Genomic DNA, 14,327 nt, shown 5'->3' with positions numbered 1-14,327 from the left:
CCCGCATGTAGCGAATGTAGTCATCGATTCTTGTTCGCCACAGACGGATTCAGGGATGGGTACGGATGTAACGAACACTCGATTCGTGGGCAGTAAGCACGGCATACAGCGGCCCGGCCGGGCCTTCGACCCGTTCCAGTGGCACCGGCAGCCGCATATCACCCATCACCAGCCGATCGATCCACGCCTCCAACTCCTCCGGGGTCGTAGCCGCGTGCAGTGTCACGCAGAACCCGGCGAGTGACCGCCGAGCCGGCTCGGAGCGATCGAACTCGCCCCACTGCTCGGGATCCGGAGTGCTCACGATCCGGATCGGATCCACCCACTCCAGGTCATATGCTCGCGCGGCAGGCCCCTCACGCTCCTGCGGCACCGCCCCGGACCCGAAGACCGCGAGCTGTCTCACCTGCGGTGCCACCGCGTTCACCCGAGCCACCCGCTCACCCAGCCATGCCAACAGTTCAGCGCCCGGATCGGGATCGCGAACCCAGAACATTTCGGAGGCGCGAGGGCCCGGCGCCGGCATATCGTCTTGCAGCGCCACCAGGGCTTCGCGCAACACTGCACGCTCCGGCCGGTCGGCCGCCGCACGCAGCCGCGGCATCCATTCGTCGTAGGGGTGGTCGAGCCGGGCATCTCGGATCCGATCGGCATCCTCATCGGCAACCGCCGGCGACACCGCAGGACCGGAGGCACCGGCACCGTCGAAACCGAGACGACCCAGGATCGCCTCCATCTCATCCACGGTCGCCGACCAGCCGCGCAGATCACGCTCGCCGAACCGTGCAGTGAACACGCCCGAATCTGCTCGCTGGATCACTGGAACACCCACCCCTGCATCGCCATTCGCCCGAACAATGTCGAGTATTGCCTACGCCGGTGACAACTACAGGCGAAGCAGAGCAGCACGGCCGTCAGCGGGCGCGTATCCCATCCAGTGGCGCGGTCACCAGCCCTCACCGCGGCGCCGCCTCGGGCGGCACACCTCGGGCAACGACTGCCCGACTCCGAAGCACATGAGGAGCCGGGCGAACGCTGATCGGCGGCCCCGACAGTACACTCAGTGGAAGAAACCCACGAGGTCAGAGTTGATTTTCGCGCAGTACTGAATCCAACCTTGCATTTCTGCGATGGATTCCCTGATCTGGCGGTCCGCAACCGCAGACAGGTCGGCGGCCCCCAGCACCTGCGCGAGCGGCTTCACCTCGACATTCGTGAGGTGGCCGATACCAGGGAAGTCCACGATGTCCGGCAGCAGCACGGGAGAGCGCGAGTAGACGAGGTCACTGGGATCGAACTGCACACCGACCTCGCCCAGGGCCCGGCGCACCGTGTCGAGCCAGGACAGGCCGACCGGGTACCAGTGTGCATTCTTCAGAGGCGAGCCGAACCGTTCACACAGCCATTCCAGCGCATAGCCGTACACCGAGCCCTCGTCGCCGGTGAACGGCCGGGAGAAGAACAGCTCTGCCAGTGCCTCGTCGAAACCCTCCGGCGTATCGGTGGGCCTGCGCAGGTTCATCATCCGGGCGAAGTAATCCTGCGGATCGGCCAAGTACTTCGACGGGGCCCGCACCATTTCGATCTCCACCGCATACACCATGACCCCGTAGCCCATAGCTACTCCCCGTGCTCGTCGCTGTCCGGTCGACCGGCATCGGGCGTGCGCGATCTGCCGACACCGTACGCGGGTGCGGTGACCGAAATCGTTGACACTGTGGCCGATATGGTCCGCGGCCGGGGTCTGGACCGGAGGAGACGCCTGCCGGTGCGAGCGTGTCGGTGCGGGTCGATATGCTGGGCGCGGTCCTACGCCAGCCGGTCCGAACTCGCCCGCCCGCGCCGGGTTGAGTGCTCGACGGACGAAGATGTCTCAGACTCAGGCTCCCAATCACTGTGTCGTGGTGTGTATCCGGCTGTGGTGGGATCGGCGTGGGCGTATTCCACCGGGAAGCGAGCACAACCATGCCACGCGATTCCAGGGCACTGACCCGCGCCGCCCGCCGGCGCGCGGACGCCCACGAGGACCTGCCATATCAGAAGGCTCGCGAGCAGGTGATCGTCATCCGCCAGCTCGCGACCGAGGAAGAGATCACCTTCGAACAGGCGCAGGCCATCTACGACGACCCGCTCAACCAGCTGCTGTGCGAGACGTGCCAGTGGACGGTCGGGATGATATGCCCGGAATGCCCGGGGTGCGGCTGCTACAACGGCAGGTGCAGCGGGTGGCGGCACAGGGAGTACATGCACGACGACGAGCGAGACGATCTGTATGCCTGCGACGAGTGCGGCGGCGACACCCGCACCGGCTATGACTGCCAGTGCTGAGGTGACCGATATGCCGACAACGAAGCGGCCCGACCCGATCGAGGCGCTGTCGCGCGGGCTGGCGGTGTTCCCGCTCCCGCCCGGTGAAAAGGCCGCGCCGAAGGGCTGGCAGCACACCATCGCCACCGGCGACATCCAGGAGATCCGCGCCCGCTGGCGGATCGGGGCGAATATCGGCATCGCGTGCCGTGCGTCCGGGATCGTAGGGGTCGACCTGGACCGGCACACCACCGGCGGCGCCAACGCCGGCGCCGACGGCGTGCGGCAGTTCAGCGAGGTGTGCCGGCGGTGGGGCCAGGAGCGGCCGGTCACGCTTGAGGTCGCCACCCCGCACGACGGCCGGCATCTGCTGTTCCGGGTACCCGCCGGTCTGACCGTTCCGTCGGTGTCCGGTGGCACCTCACGACTGGGGCCGGGGATCGATATCCGCGGGCCCGGCCGCACGCTCGGCGCCTACCTCGCGGGCCCCGGCTCGGTGGTGGACGGCCGCGAGTACACGATCGAGGTCGACGCGCCCATCGCGATACTGCCCGGCTGGCTCGCAGCGCTGATCGGGCGGAGAGCGCGGTGAAGATCCGATTGACCGGCACCCCGACCGAACTACGCGCGGCCACGGCCCTGCTTGGCGAGGTATTCGAGCTGCGGGAGGTGTCGGCGCCCTACCCGAATCGCGGCACCAGCACACTCCACCGGCTCTACATCGACGTCGGCATCCCCACCGCGCCGAAGGAAAGCGCCGGACCGGGCAACTGAGGCGAGAATCGTCAACAACTCATGCGCGCGAGGTCATCCGGCACGCTGGAAAGGACTGCCGCGGCTGTGCCGGGTCTTGATACGCGCGCGTCCGGATGCTTCGGAGCGGGGTCGGACCGAAACCGACCATCGTTGCCCCTTCACCTCGCATTTCCCATTCAGGGAGCGCATTTCGGTTCCCATTTCCCATTTCGTTCCCAACTGAGTCCCATTTGCCGGTGGTCATCGACCTGCTTGCGCTGATCTCCGCTGGCAAGATGGAGACGCCGGGTGGGGTTGGGAGTCCGGGAACATCGACGAGAAAGTCACGGTCTCGATCGTGAGGTCGTCGCGATTATAGGCAGCCATGGCACTGCGTCGGCTTTGAAGGACTGGTGCTCGGGGGTCAGGGTGGTGTGGTCGTCGAGTGACATGATGGTCACGCCAACCTCGCCGGGCACATCGCCTTTGGAGGCCAGCGTGGAACCGCAAGTGGGACAGAACCCGCGTCCGATGTCGGGGAAGGTGTAGAACCAGGTCGGTTCGCCGCCTTCGCCGGTCCAGGAGAACGCGTCGGCAGGGAACCCGACCCAGGCCATGACGGGTCCGCCGCTCAGGCGCTGGCAGTCCTGGCATGAGCACAGATGCGGCCAGATCCCGGCTGCTTCCGCTCGGTAGCGGATCTTGCCGCACCGGCAGCCGCCTTCGTACATGGCCCGTGTCCTTTCCACCCATGTTGCGGTCTCAGATAACTCGTCGGCGCTCGCTGACTAGCCTGGCCGGGTGCCGCCGATGCCGGCCAGGCTACAGCCGCACGCTCTGCGAGGCCGAGCATCGCGAACAGTTTCGCGATACCGCCCACGCCGGGTTTGACGAGGTGAAGCGGGTGCGGGAGGACGCCGATATTGCCTGGGTCGCCTCGCGCGGAGATCACTGGGCGCTGGCTGGCCCGACGGGGCAGCCAGCGCCCGGTGCGCCGTCATTGATTGACAGTTAGGTGGTCAGGGCGGTGTAGGTGGTGTGAATGCCGTCGGCCACGGTGGTTGTTGCGTGCCAGTTGAGTTCGGTGGCGGCCAGGGTCGAGTCGATGGCGCCGTACCGCCATTCACCGTCTCGCGGTGAGTCGAATCGGGGAGCGATAGAAGTCCCGGCCGCGGTGTTGACTGCGTCGAGCAGTTCGAGGACCGAGGTGCCGAAACCGGTCCCGATATTGAACACTGCCACCGATCCGGTGTAGGTGCTTGCGGCGAGAAAAGCGTCGATGATGTCGCTGATGTAGACGTAGTCGCGGGTTTGTTTGCCGTCGCCGAAGATCGTGGGCGTGGTGTTCGCGGCGATGTGGCCGCAGAATATGGCGACTACTCCGGCCTCGCCGTGGGGGTCTTGGCGCGGGCCGAAGACGTTGCCCAGCCGCAGTGCGATGTGGTGTGCGCCGTGGAGCCGGTTGTGCAGGGTCAGGTACTGCTCGGCGCAGTACTTCGAGATCCCGTAGGGCGCTTGGGTTTGCGGCAGCACTGTTTCCGGGGTCGGCATCGGGACGCCGTCGCCATACATCGCGCCGCCGGTCGATGCCATGATCACTCGAGCGCCGACGGTCGTGGCGGCGGTCAGGACGTTAAGGGTGCCGATCACGTTGACCTGGGCGTCGCGCTGGGGGTCGGTGACCGAGTGTCGCACGCTGATTTGCGCGGCGAGGTGATAGATCAGTTCGGGCTGGGATTGTTCGATGATGCTGGTGACAGTTGCGGCGTCGGCGACGTCGGCTTCGTGGAAGGCGACGGTGTCGGGGATGCGGGTGCGGTCACCGCTGGACAGGTCGTCGATGACGGTGACGGTGTGGCCGTCGGCGAGCAGCCGGTCGAGCAGGTGGGACCCGATGAACCCGGCGCCGCCGGTGATGAGTGCACGCATGGCAGCAGACCTTATCTGGTGGTGGGGCAGTGGGATGTGGCGGATTGGGGTAGATCGCGGGCGCAGCGAAACCCGAGGTCGGGGGCGGAGTAGCTGGGGGTGCAGGCGATGCGTTCGCTGGTGCGGGCCTGCCATCGAAACGATTTCCAACTGCCGCCGCGCACCGCGATGTGCCCGTGGTCGGCGGCGGCGTGGTATCCGGGGTCGTAGCGGCGGTCGGGGGCGTAGAGCAGATACGGGGAGGCGGTCCACTCGGTGACGTTTCCGGCCATGTCGAGGACCCCGAATGGTGAGGTGCCGTCGGTGAGGGTGCCGACGACGGTGGTGGCGGGGGTGATGTTGTGGTGGGTGTAGTGCTCGCGCCACCAGGTTTTCCATGTGTCGAGGTCGTGGATCGGGTGTCCCGCCCAGTATTCGGCGGTGTTGGCGCGGTGGCGGTCCCACTCGTTTCCCCACGGCCATGGGATCCATTGATGGCCGTGGGCCGCGTATTCCCATTCGGCCTCGGTAGGCAGGCGTTTGCCGGCCCACACGGCGTAGGCGGTGGCGTCGGTGTGGTCGACGTGCACCACGGGGTGATCCGAGCGATCTCCGACTGCGTCCAGGTCCGGGTGCGGGTGGCGCCAGTTGACACCGGGCACGGTTGTCCAGTAACCGCGTCCGTAGGCCAGGCCGTATCCGCGTCGCTCGGCGGCAGTGACGTGCCCGGTCGCGTCGGTGAATGCGGCGTAGGCGGCGTTGGTCACCGGCACGGAGTCGATGGAGAATGCGTCGATAGTGGCCGTGTGTTGCGGGGTTTCGTCCTCGAACCACGCCCGGGGATAGTGCTGGGAGGCCGCGACTGTGTCCAGGTGTTGTTCTGGGGACCCGATGGTGGCCGTGGAGGCGGGGATCGTGATCATCTCCTGCACGCTCAGCCTCCCATCAGGGCAGGAATGATCTGGAGTTCATGGTCTCCGGGGGGTATGGAAGTGGACGGATCGAGGATGTGGTGGTGGTCGAGGCACACGATCGTCCACGGAGCCAGGTCGTGTTCTGTATAGATTCGTTCGGCGAACACGGGATGCTGTTCGATCAGCCACTTCAGACCTTCGTCCACCGTGGTGGCCTCACACGACAAGCCCGACAGGTCGGCCTCGGCGATGCGGGACCAGCTAGGCGGTAGGACGAATCGAATGGTCATGACTGTGTCACCTGCCGCATCCACGCGAGGGTGTCGGTAACGCCGGCGCGCAGCGGTGTAGTTGCGGCCCAGTCGAGGAGTTTGCGGGCTCGGCTGGTGTCGGGTCGGCGCACCGTGACCACCTCGTCGCGGCCGGGTGTGAGTTCGACTGCTCCGGTGCCGGCCACATCGATGACGAGCCGGGCCAGGTCGGCGATGGTGATCTCGTCGTCGGAACCGAGGTTGATCGGCCCGAACTCGTCGCTGTCGAGCATCGCGACCATCCCGTCCACGAAATCGGTGATGTAGATCAGGGACCGGGTTTGGGTTCCGCCGTTGTGGAGCTGCAAAGTCTTGCCGGCAAGGGCATCCGCGCAGAACGAGGACACCACCCTGCCGTCCTCGGGCCACATGTTCGGGCCGTAGACGTTGAAGGGGCGCACGACGCCGACGTTGGTGCCCATCCGGTGATGCGCCGCTGCTGCGGCTTCGGTGAGGCGTTTGCCTTCGGTGTAGGCACTGTAGGGTCCGACCGGATTGGAGTTGCCGCGGTAGTCCTCGGGCTGCGGATGGATCTGGGGATCACCGTAGATCTCCGATGATGAGGCGATCACCGCGCGAGCGCTGTTGCGTTGGGCGAGTTCCAGCGTGTTCAGGGTGCCCAGGGACGCGGCACGGATGGTCTCCAGCGGCATCGCGGAGTTGGCTTTCGGTGAGGCGGGGCAGGCGAGGTGGACCACGTGGGTGACCTCGGCAAGTCCGGCGAACACCGACACGGTGGTGACATCTCCGACGATGAGGCCGAACTGTGGGTGCGGCAGGAGATCGGTCAGGTTCTCCCGATGTCCGGTACTGAGGTTGTCGATCGCGGTGACGCGATCGCCGCGCTCGACCAGTGCCCGGCACAGGTGAGAGCCGATGAAGCCTGCGCCGCCGGTGACGACGACATGGTTGGTTGTGGACACAGCATGTCCTTTCGAATCGAGTGATGGGTGTGGAGATTCAGAGGCGTTCGATGTTGGGTGCCGCCGGGAGCACGCCGCAGGCGTCGAATACGTACTTGCTGCCGGCGATGAGTGCGTAGTCGAGGTCGCGGTGGGCGACCAGTAGCGCGACCACCGCCGCGTCCGCGACATGCTCGACAGTCAGTTCCGATGCCACGGCGAGATCTGGGTCTGCGTGGACGAGGGGATCGACGACGACCACGTGCATGCCGAGTCCGCGCAGGGCTTCGACGACCTTGAGTGCGGCCGATTCGCGAAGGTCAGGGATATCGGCCTTGTAGGTGGCGCCTACGACGACAGCTCGTGCGCCTGCGAGGAAGGGCTGCCGTCGCCGGATCCCGGCGACTATCCGGTTCGCGACGTAGGCGGGCATGTCGTCGTTGATCCGGGCTGCGGTCTCGATCAGCGGGGCTGCCGCGCCGGCGGTTTCGCGGATCCGCCATACCAGGTAGCGGGTATCGGAGGGCAGACAATGCCCACCCGCCCCGGCGCTGGGGTGAAACGGCATGTACCCGAATGGTTTCGTCGCCGCCAGCGCGAGCGCCTGCCAGATGTCGACACCCAATGCGTGTGCGTTGCGGGTGAGCTCGTTGACCAGCGAGATATTGGTCAGACGGAAGGTGTTTTCGACGAGCTTGGCCAACTCCGCGGTGCCGATGTCGGGAGCGAGCACGACCTCGTCCACAAGACCTGACCAGAACCCGGCGACCGCGGCACGGGATTCGTCGTCTATTCCGGCAACGATCTTGGGCACCGATCGCAGCTCTGCGATCGACGTTCCGGGATTGATCCGCTCGGGGGCGTACCCCACCCGGAACTCTCGCCCGGCCTGAAGACCGCTGGTCTCCAGGATCGGCACCACGATGTGCTCGGTGGTGCCCGGATAGGTGGTGGATTCCAGGATGACGGTCGCGCCCAGGCTGAGATGGGTCGCGGCGGTCTTGCTGGCGGCCTCGATATAGCTGAGGTCCGGGTGATCGTCTGTCGTCGGTGTAGGCACGGCGATCAGCGCGACATCGAAACCGGCGAGCGCGTCCGGGTTGCCGGTCGGGATCAGCCGCCCGGTCGCCAACGCTCGGTCCAGATCGTGGTCCGATACATCGGGGAGGTAGGAGTGGCCGTGGTGGAGCTGTTCGATGCGGTCGGGGTCGGTGTCGAACGCGATCACGGTGTGGCCGGCACCGACAGCCAGCACAGCGGCGGGCAGACCGATGAAACCGCAGCCGATCACCGCGACCCGCATCGAAACGGTCGGCGCCTTCATGCCCGCCACCGCAAGCAATGGAACGCCTCGGCATACCGCGTCCCGCTCTGTGCGCCACGAACCGCCGCCAGACCCCGCAACGCTGCCTCCGACCGCGTGTGCGGGTGGTCCCGCCATTGGCTTTCGTGCAGCCGCAGCGCCGCGATCTTGCGATCCACGTCGGAGGCAGACAATTCGACGAAGAAGTTCCGAGGATGCGGCGCCGTCGACGCTCCACTCCAAAAGTCCGCAACCTGCTCATAGGCCAGTACCAGCCGCGGCTGATGCCGCCACCGATCCGGGCCGGGACGCAGCGCGGTCAACACCGCCTGTCCGACCGCTCGATGGTCCTGGTTGTAGCTTGTGACCTCGGGCGCCACCACCACTGTCGGCCGCAGCACCGGCAACGCCGCCCCATGTTCGGGGCGGCCCTCAAGCAAATCGACGAGCTCGCAACGAGGCAGCGCATCCAGACGCGGGGTGCGCCGCTCACCGATGCAGGCCGCGTGCCAACTGTCCAGGGAAAGAAACTCCGCCACGCGCTCGATCTCGGCCATCCGCTGCTCGGCGGTCGAGCCGCCCGCAGGTGAGTATTCGATCAGGTCATCGACAGCCATATAAAGCACGTGCACCTGCCCGCCCTCCCGTTTGACTCGGCTGAGCAGTCCACCGCAGCCGATTACTTCGTCGTCAGGATGGGCAGCGATCACCAGCACCCGCTGTTGTCTCCAGTCGATCTGCACGCTGCTCACCCCCGACTCCGGTAGCCCGGCAGCGGATACCTCGGACCGAATCTGGCTACCTGCGCGACCGGTTCGACCCAGGTGCGGTACGGCGCGATATGGGCAAAGCCGGAAGGCCGAGTCATCGCGGCTGATTCACCCACGGGCACTCCTGTTCCACGAGTGAGGTTCGGATGCAGTTCGACGAGGATCTGCATCGGCAACCGGAATCCCATAGCGCCCTCCACATGTTCGAGACGATCGGATCGACTGTCCGGCAACCAGTTCGACGGCCGCCGGGTTCCCATCAGAACACCGCACAGGTGGTGGGCGGCGGTAGTGGTGCGCTCGGTGCGTTTGGTGCATTTGGTGCGGTTAGTGCGCTTCCGGTGCGCTTAGTGCACTTGGTGCGTTTGGTGAAATCCGGTGCAAAGCGCACCGCGGCCGGTTATCCTCGCCGGATCGGCACCGACAATCGGTTCAGGGGCGAGGTGGGTGAACGCGCAGCTGGCAACAGTGTTGACCGAGCTGGGATGGCGGCCGGAAACTTTTGCCCACCGGCTGAGCGAGCACGCCGCATCGCAGGGGCTCAGCGACCATGTCCACGCCAAAACCCCGTACAGATGGCTCGCCGGCTCCCGCCCCCGCGCCCCCTGGCCGGTCCTGGCCGCGGCGTTGTTCAGTGCCGAACTCAACCGCCCGCTCACACCCGCCGACCTCGGATGGGCCAAGACCTCGACCGAGGCGCTGCTTCCCGCCGATTCGGAGCTGGAAGGACCGTGGACGGCAGCAGGGGCCTTGCGCGCCATCGCGGCGGTCACCGAGGCTGATTCCATGCAGCGACGGCGTTTCCTCACCCTGGCGGGTACCGCGATCACCGCCCCCGCTCACCAATGGCTGCTCGCCGCCAAAGTCGGCAGCCTCGCCCACACCTCCGGCACCCGGATCCGGCCGACCACCGTCGACGAAATCGACAGCATGACCGCCAGCCTGCGGCGCATGGACGACCAGCTCGGTGGCGGCACCCTCCTGACCATGGTGCGCGCCCACCTCAGCCACGTCCTGCGCTTGCTCCGTGACGGCAGCTACGACGACAGCACCGGCCGCCGCCTACACGCCTCGGCCGCCGAACTGCTCCGGCTCGCCGGCTGGCTCTGTTTCGACACCAGCCAACATGCCCACGCCCAACGCTACTGGGTCGCCGCCCTGCGGACCGCCCACGCCGCCGGAGACCGAGCCCTCGCCGCGAACGTCCTGGGTTTCATGTCCTGCCAGGCCAAAGACCTCGGGCAGGCGCGCGAAGCCACGCTGCTGGCCGACACCGCGATAGCAGGGTATCCCGGTGCCAGTCCCCGGGTTTCGGCGATCCTGCACCTACGCGCCGCCGAAGCACACGCCGTGACGGGCTCGACGACCGATACCCGCCGCGCGATCGACGCCGCCTTCACCCACCTCGACAGCCCGACCAGCGCGGCGCCGGACTGGAGCTATTGGCTGGACCTCACACACGCCCACGGCCAGGCCGGATACTGCTACCTGCGCCTCGGCGAACACGCCGACGCCCGCCGCCACCTCCGGGCCGCCCTGCACAGCGGCGACCAGAACGGCTCCCGGGAAGGCGCACTACGCTACACCCTCCTCGCCACCACCTACGCCCGCCAACCCGAACCCGACCTCGATCAAGCCCTGCACCTCGCCGGGCACGCGGTCGACCTGCTCACCGACCAGGTCACCTCCACCCGGGTCACAGGGCATCTCACCACCCTGCTCGGCGATCTCACCCCCTACCGCCGCCGGCCCGCGGTCCGCGAACTCGGCGACCGCGTGCGCTCCCTCGAGGCGACCACCAGCAGCAGAAGCAGCTGATTTGTGGTGATGTCGGCTCGAGTACGCAGGCTGACTGGCGGGAGACGCCGGGGATTCGTTGGAGGACACTGGCTGGAGGCGTGCATCCTCGGGCCGGCAGGCATGGTGGGCTGCGACCTGCTGGCCAGCAGGTCCCGCCCGAGAACCGCCCGGGCGCAGCCGAGACGTACTGCGGGCCTGCGTGCCCACGTCGGCACCGGGTATTCCGGACCCCCATGACACCGGACTGCCGCCGCCGATAGGGCCGTGGGCACGACGGAGGATCGGAGCGGACACGATGAGTAACGATCAGCTGGTGATGGCGTTGCAGGCCGAAGTATTGGCCTACGAGACCCACCGCAGCGCCGAGCGGATGCAGGCGCTTCAGAAGGCCGCTGCCGCGTGCCGAGCCGCCAAGATCGACGTCGGGTCGATACTCACGTTCACCGTTGTCGACATCCACGACCCCGACGAAATGGCGCGTCGTATCCGTGCAGCCATCGCCGGCTTGCCGCTTACGCCGGCGCCGGGACTCACCACGCGCATGCCGCGCTGGACGCGGCAGCGCCATAACCTGCCGTAGGAGTTCACTGTCCCTCCCGGCGAGCAGTTCGTCCGGCAAGCCCGGGCCGGCCGACAGGTCCGGGATCCTGGGGGTCGGGCATCGGCGCCCGTCCGGGCCGGGAGACGACACCTGCTGAGCACGAATACCGTTGAGGTTCCCTCCCCCGGGCCAACACCCCATTTGAACTGCGACGTGCCCGGTGATCGCGAACCGGGACCGATCCGTCGGCGTCTTTCGGTATCGTTGAGCAGCAACGCATTTCGCCGGTTCACGCAGGGGGTCTCGTGTCGGAATCCAGAGTGGGGCGGTGGCTCGACTGCCGAGAACGCAGTACGAGAGCGCGGTCACCGGAAGCAGGGCAGCAGCAATGACCGGCCCCGACGTGGTGATGGGGCAGTTCGCCGCCCGGAACCGATACGCGACCGAATGCGGGCACTGCTCGGTACTGGTGCGCCCCGACCACGGGATCGTGTGCGAGGACCGCACCGTCGGACCGCTCGTGCTCTGCGTAACTTGTGTGACCCTACGGGACAACCCCCACGCTGTAATCGGGCAGGAGACTGCCGGGGCCGGCCGCTGGGTGACGATCCAGCTGCTGGGCTTCGCGCGCGACTGCTGGCAATGCGGCACCCAGGTGGCGTGTATCGCGGGGATGTATCCGCACCGGCCGGGCCGGGCCGCGCACCGGATCATCCTGGCCCACGACGATGCCGGATACGGGATGGGCATCGCCGAGGCCTTGTTGAAGCGGATCGGGCGCCGCGATATCGCCTCCACCATTCAATGGAGACACAGCCAGACCCGCGACGCCGAGACGTTGGCAGTCGTGTGCGGGGACTGCGGGGAGATCCAGGGGAATTTCTTCGTCTGCCAGGAGACCCAGCAGCGATATCTGTCCCACGGCCTGCCCGGATTCGATGTACTCGGGCTCGTGCCGTGCCGAAGCGCGGAATGGCAGAAGATCGTGCACGACCCGGACCTGTCGTGGATGCTACTCGGGGGGTGAACCCTCGGCCTGACCTGTCGGGGTGCGCAGCCAGCACGCTGTAGGTCGGCATGATTGTTCCGCGCCTCCGGTGACGTCGGGACACTACGAGGGCCGGGGCAGGAGTGCCTTCCATCGGTCCCACAGGTCGGTGGTGACCGGGTTGTCCTCGCGTCCGATCCCGTCCACCGCACGCTCCAGCGCTGGCGGTGTAGGACCACGGAAGGTCAACGCCTCCAGGAGACGGCGACCGGCGCCGGGAGCCTTGGCCAAGGTGGGCAGGATGGCTTCGAGGTCGTGTGCGCACACCGTCGCGTTCTCTACGGTGTGCGGTGCGCGGACGTAAGGTCCGGTGTGGTTGATCAGGGTGAAGCGCGGTGCAGACCTTCCAGCCGCATCCTGCGGTCATGTTTTGACCATATCGACCAGCCGGGCAAGGTGCAGTTGGTGCGCGACGGTGGTGGTGAAGGCGGGCCCGTATCTGCTCTTGGCGACGGTCAGGTCCACCTCACCGCCTCGGTCGCTGTCGTGTTCGTACATGTCGGGTCGATCGAGGAGGATCACTGTGTCGGCGACGTGGGCGATGACACCGGAGTCGCGCAGGTCGGCCAAGGTCGGCGGGCGCGGCACCGCCTGGCGGGGGCCGGGGTTGTTGGTCAGGTGGGAGGTGACCACGATCGCGATGTCGAGATCGAGAGCCAGCGATTTCAAGCGTCGGACGATCTCGGACACTTCGCGTTCACGGTTCTCATACGGCAGGTCCCGCCGTGCGACGGCCATGTGCAATGGGTCGATGACGACCAGCAGCGTTCCCGTCGATGCCAGCTCGCTGATGTGTTCGGCCAACGCGGTGATGTCACGGTCTTTCGGCCGGCCGAGGACCAAGGGCGCGTCAGCGATTTCCGACATTCGCCGCGCGAATCGCGTCCAGTCGTCGTCGATCATCTGTCCGGATCGCAAACTGTTGAGTTCGACTTTCGCCTCGGCGGACAACAGGCGCAGAACCACGTCGCTGGGGTGGGAATCCAACGTCAGGTACGCGGCGCCGAAACCGTGCCTGATGCTCGCATTTCGAGCGAAACCGAGTGCGAGAGTGCTGGAACCGGCTCCGGGAAATCCGCCGATCACGGTGAGCGATCCCGGGCCCAGACATCCGCAGTGCTCGTCGAGGTCGGTGAAACCTGTCGGTAGCCACGGCGGTTTTCCGGACGAAGCGGAGGCATCGACCTCGTCCATCGCTGGTTGTAGGTATTCGACCAGAGCGAGCAGGCTCGGTGCGTCGGCATCGCTGTCGGAACCGGTGTCAGCGGCACCGGCCTCCGGACCGGAGACCTCGATGGCGTTCACGACGTCCTCGCCTACCTCGGTGATGATCTTCTCCAGCAGGGTGGGGTGCAAGGCCCGCAGCTGGACAGCCCCGGTCAGGGAGTTGGCGACGACATGCAGGACTTGATCATGCAGCGAGACCGTGCGGGTGTGGCCTGCGACCTCGTCACCGACAATCGCGGTCCAACGATCCAAATCCACGAGATCCGTATCTCTTCCTGTGCGCTCCCAGCAGGTTTCATGGCGTCCACCCCTGGCACAGCTCTCGGGCGTAGGGCCAGCCTTTCCGAGCGCGCCATGTTCAGGCCGACTACTCGAAACACTAAGCCACAGAACGATACTGGGTGCGCGGAGTTCCTTCACCAGTGCCTCAACCCGGGTAACGACCTCCACCAACCTGCTCCTCAACGTGGATCCGCGATCGTCCAGCACAGTACGTGACGGCAATGACACGGTCTGCGTCATCGCAGAGCCAGGCCCGCACGAGCATCGGAGTGTGTCCCT

The 14,327-nt window shown here is 66.6% G+C and carries 17 protein-coding genes; 6 read left to right on the top strand and 11 right to left on the bottom strand.

The features are described from left to right. Positions 1–49: 49 nt before the first annotated feature. A complete protein-coding gene (locus tag NF4_RS18970; RefSeq protein ID WP_063128690.1) occupies positions 50–796 on the bottom strand; it encodes a hypothetical protein in 747 nt (248 codons plus the stop codon). Between the two features lie 264 nt (positions 797–1,060). Continuing rightward, on the bottom strand, positions 1,061–1,618 hold the full coding sequence (locus NF4_RS18965; RefSeq protein WP_063128689.1) for a DUF7691 family protein: 558 nt from the start codon (positions 1,616–1,618) through the stop codon (positions 1,061–1,063). Positions 1,619–1,965: 347 nt separating this feature from the next. Between NF4_RS18965 and NF4_RS18960 the strand changes: the two genes are divergently transcribed. From NF4_RS18960 to NF4_RS18950, 3 genes are read left to right on the top strand one after another with little or no spacing between them, the layout of a single operon-like run. Then, on the top strand, positions 1,966–2,328 hold the full coding sequence (locus NF4_RS18960; RefSeq protein WP_063128688.1) for a hypothetical protein: 363 nt from the start codon (positions 1,966–1,968) through the stop codon (positions 2,326–2,328). 10 nt (positions 2,329–2,338) lie between these two features. After that, positions 2,339–2,899 carry a bifunctional DNA primase/polymerase gene (locus NF4_RS18955; RefSeq protein ID WP_198165383.1) on the top strand — a complete coding sequence of 187 codons (561 nt, stop codon included), beginning with the start codon at positions 2,339–2,341 and terminating at the stop codon, positions 2,897–2,899. After that, positions 2,896–3,081, top strand: a complete 186-nt coding sequence (locus NF4_RS18950; protein ID WP_063128686.1) for a hypothetical protein — start codon at positions 2,896–2,898, stop codon at positions 3,079–3,081. The genes NF4_RS18955 and NF4_RS18950 overlap by 4 nt, the downstream gene beginning before the upstream one ends. Positions 3,082–3,386: 305 nt before the next feature. Here NF4_RS18950 and NF4_RS18945 read toward each other — a convergent pair whose 3' ends face one another. The 7 genes from NF4_RS18945 to NF4_RS18915 form a co-directional block, all read right to left on the bottom strand. Further along, positions 3,387–3,773 (bottom strand): GFA family protein, encoded by a 387-nt coding sequence (locus tag NF4_RS18945; protein WP_063128685.1) that lies wholly within the window; start codon positions 3,771–3,773, stop codon positions 3,387–3,389. 280 nt (positions 3,774–4,053) lie between these two features. Then, entirely contained in the window at positions 4,054–4,971 is a 918-nt protein-coding gene (locus tag NF4_RS18940; RefSeq protein ID WP_063128684.1) for an NAD-dependent epimerase/dehydratase family protein, read from the bottom strand. 11 nt (positions 4,972–4,982) lie between these two features. Beyond that, positions 4,983–5,873 (bottom strand): formylglycine-generating enzyme family protein, encoded by an 891-nt coding sequence (locus tag NF4_RS18935; RefSeq protein ID WP_198165382.1) that lies wholly within the window; start codon positions 5,871–5,873, stop codon positions 4,983–4,985. 11 nt (positions 5,874–5,884) lie between these two features. Then, complete coding sequence (locus NF4_RS18930) at positions 5,885–6,154, bottom strand: MoaD/ThiS family protein (RefSeq protein ID WP_063128682.1); 270 nt, start codon at positions 6,152–6,154, stop codon at positions 5,885–5,887. Next, positions 6,151–7,098: an NAD-dependent epimerase/dehydratase family protein gene (locus NF4_RS18925; protein WP_063128681.1), complete on the bottom strand. Its 948-nt coding sequence runs from the start codon at positions 7,096–7,098 to the stop codon at positions 6,151–6,153. Before NF4_RS18925 ends, NF4_RS18930 begins: the two co-directional genes overlap by 4 nt. 37 nt (positions 7,099–7,135) lie before the next feature. Next, the gene (locus NF4_RS18920; protein WP_198165381.1) at positions 7,136–8,401 is read right to left on the bottom strand and encodes a nucleotide sugar dehydrogenase; all 1,266 of its coding nucleotides are present in this window, start codon (positions 8,399–8,401) and stop codon (positions 7,136–7,138) included. Beyond that, positions 8,398–9,132 (bottom strand): PIG-L deacetylase family protein, encoded by a 735-nt coding sequence (locus NF4_RS18915; RefSeq protein WP_198165380.1) that lies wholly within the window; start codon positions 9,130–9,132, stop codon positions 8,398–8,400. Before NF4_RS18915 ends, NF4_RS18920 begins: the two co-directional genes overlap by 4 nt. A gap of 465 nt (positions 9,133–9,597) precedes the next feature. Here NF4_RS18915 and NF4_RS37865 point away from each other — a divergent pair, with 465 nt between their 5' ends. The 3 genes from NF4_RS37865 (at position 9,598) to NF4_RS18895 (ending at position 12,518) form a co-directional block, all read left to right on the top strand. After that, positions 9,598–10,968 (top strand): NsdA family TPR-like regulatory protein, encoded by a 1,371-nt coding sequence (locus NF4_RS37865; protein WP_063128678.1) that lies wholly within the window; start codon positions 9,598–9,600, stop codon positions 10,966–10,968. Positions 10,969–11,245: 277 nt separating this feature from the next. Continuing rightward, positions 11,246–11,530: a hypothetical protein gene (locus tag NF4_RS18900; protein WP_063128677.1), complete on the top strand. Its 285-nt coding sequence runs from the start codon at positions 11,246–11,248 to the stop codon at positions 11,528–11,530. Positions 11,531–11,819: 289 nt separating this feature from the next. Beyond that, complete coding sequence (locus tag NF4_RS18895; RefSeq protein ID WP_232330553.1) at positions 11,820–12,518, top strand: hypothetical protein; 699 nt, start codon at positions 11,820–11,822, stop codon at positions 12,516–12,518. An 84-nt stretch (positions 12,519–12,602) separates the two neighbouring features. On the opposite strand, the gene NF4_RS18890 is transcribed toward NF4_RS18895, so the two are convergent. After that, complete coding sequence (locus NF4_RS18890) at positions 12,603–12,806, bottom strand: hypothetical protein (protein WP_063128675.1); 204 nt, start codon at positions 12,804–12,806, stop codon at positions 12,603–12,605. A gap of 96 nt (positions 12,807–12,902) precedes the next feature. Continuing rightward, complete coding sequence (locus tag NF4_RS18885) at positions 12,903–14,024, bottom strand: DciA family protein (RefSeq protein ID WP_063128674.1); 1,122 nt, start codon at positions 14,022–14,024, stop codon at positions 12,903–12,905. Positions 14,025–14,327 lie beyond the last annotated feature (303 nt).

It is taken from the genome of Nocardia fusca NBRC 14340 (genome assembly GCF_001618425.1).
GTDB classification, from domain to species: domain Bacteria; phylum Actinomycetota; class Actinomycetes; order Mycobacteriales; family Mycobacteriaceae; genus Nocardia; species Nocardia fusca.
The sequence above is the reverse complement of the archived record's forward strand: the minus strand, read 5'-3'. Positions and strand labels throughout refer to the sequence as shown.

Bases quoted from the DNA above. Each gene is read 5' to 3' on its own strand.
- NF4_RS18935 (WP_198165382.1), bottom strand. From the start codon at position 5,873: ATGATCACGATCCCCGCCTCCACGGCCACCATCGGGTCCCCAGAACAA.
- NF4_RS18955 (WP_198165383.1), top strand. From the start codon at position 2,339: ATGCCGACAACGAAGCGGCCCGACCCGATCGAGGCGCTGTCGCGCGGG.
- NF4_RS18900 (WP_063128677.1), top strand. From the start codon at position 11,246: ATGAGTAACGATCAGCTGGTGATGGCGTTGCAGGCCGAAGTATTGGCC.
- NF4_RS18965 (WP_063128689.1), bottom strand. From the start codon at position 1,618: ATGGGCTACGGGGTCATGGTGTATGCGGTGGAGATCGAAATGGTGCGG.
- NF4_RS18930 (WP_063128682.1), bottom strand. From the start codon at position 6,154: ATGACCATTCGATTCGTCCTACCGCCTAGCTGGTCCCGCATCGCCGAG.
- NF4_RS18960 (WP_063128688.1), top strand. From the start codon at position 1,966: ATGCCACGCGATTCCAGGGCACTGACCCGCGCCGCCCGCCGGCGCGCG.
- NF4_RS18945 (WP_063128685.1), bottom strand. From the start codon at position 3,773: ATGTACGAAGGCGGCTGCCGGTGCGGCAAGATCCGCTACCGAGCGGAA.
- NF4_RS18920 (WP_198165381.1), bottom strand. From the start codon at position 8,401: ATGAAGGCGCCGACCGTTTCGATGCGGGTCGCGGTGATCGGCTGCGGT.
- NF4_RS18940 (WP_063128684.1), bottom strand. From the start codon at position 4,971: ATGCGTGCACTCATCACCGGCGGCGCCGGGTTCATCGGGTCCCACCTG.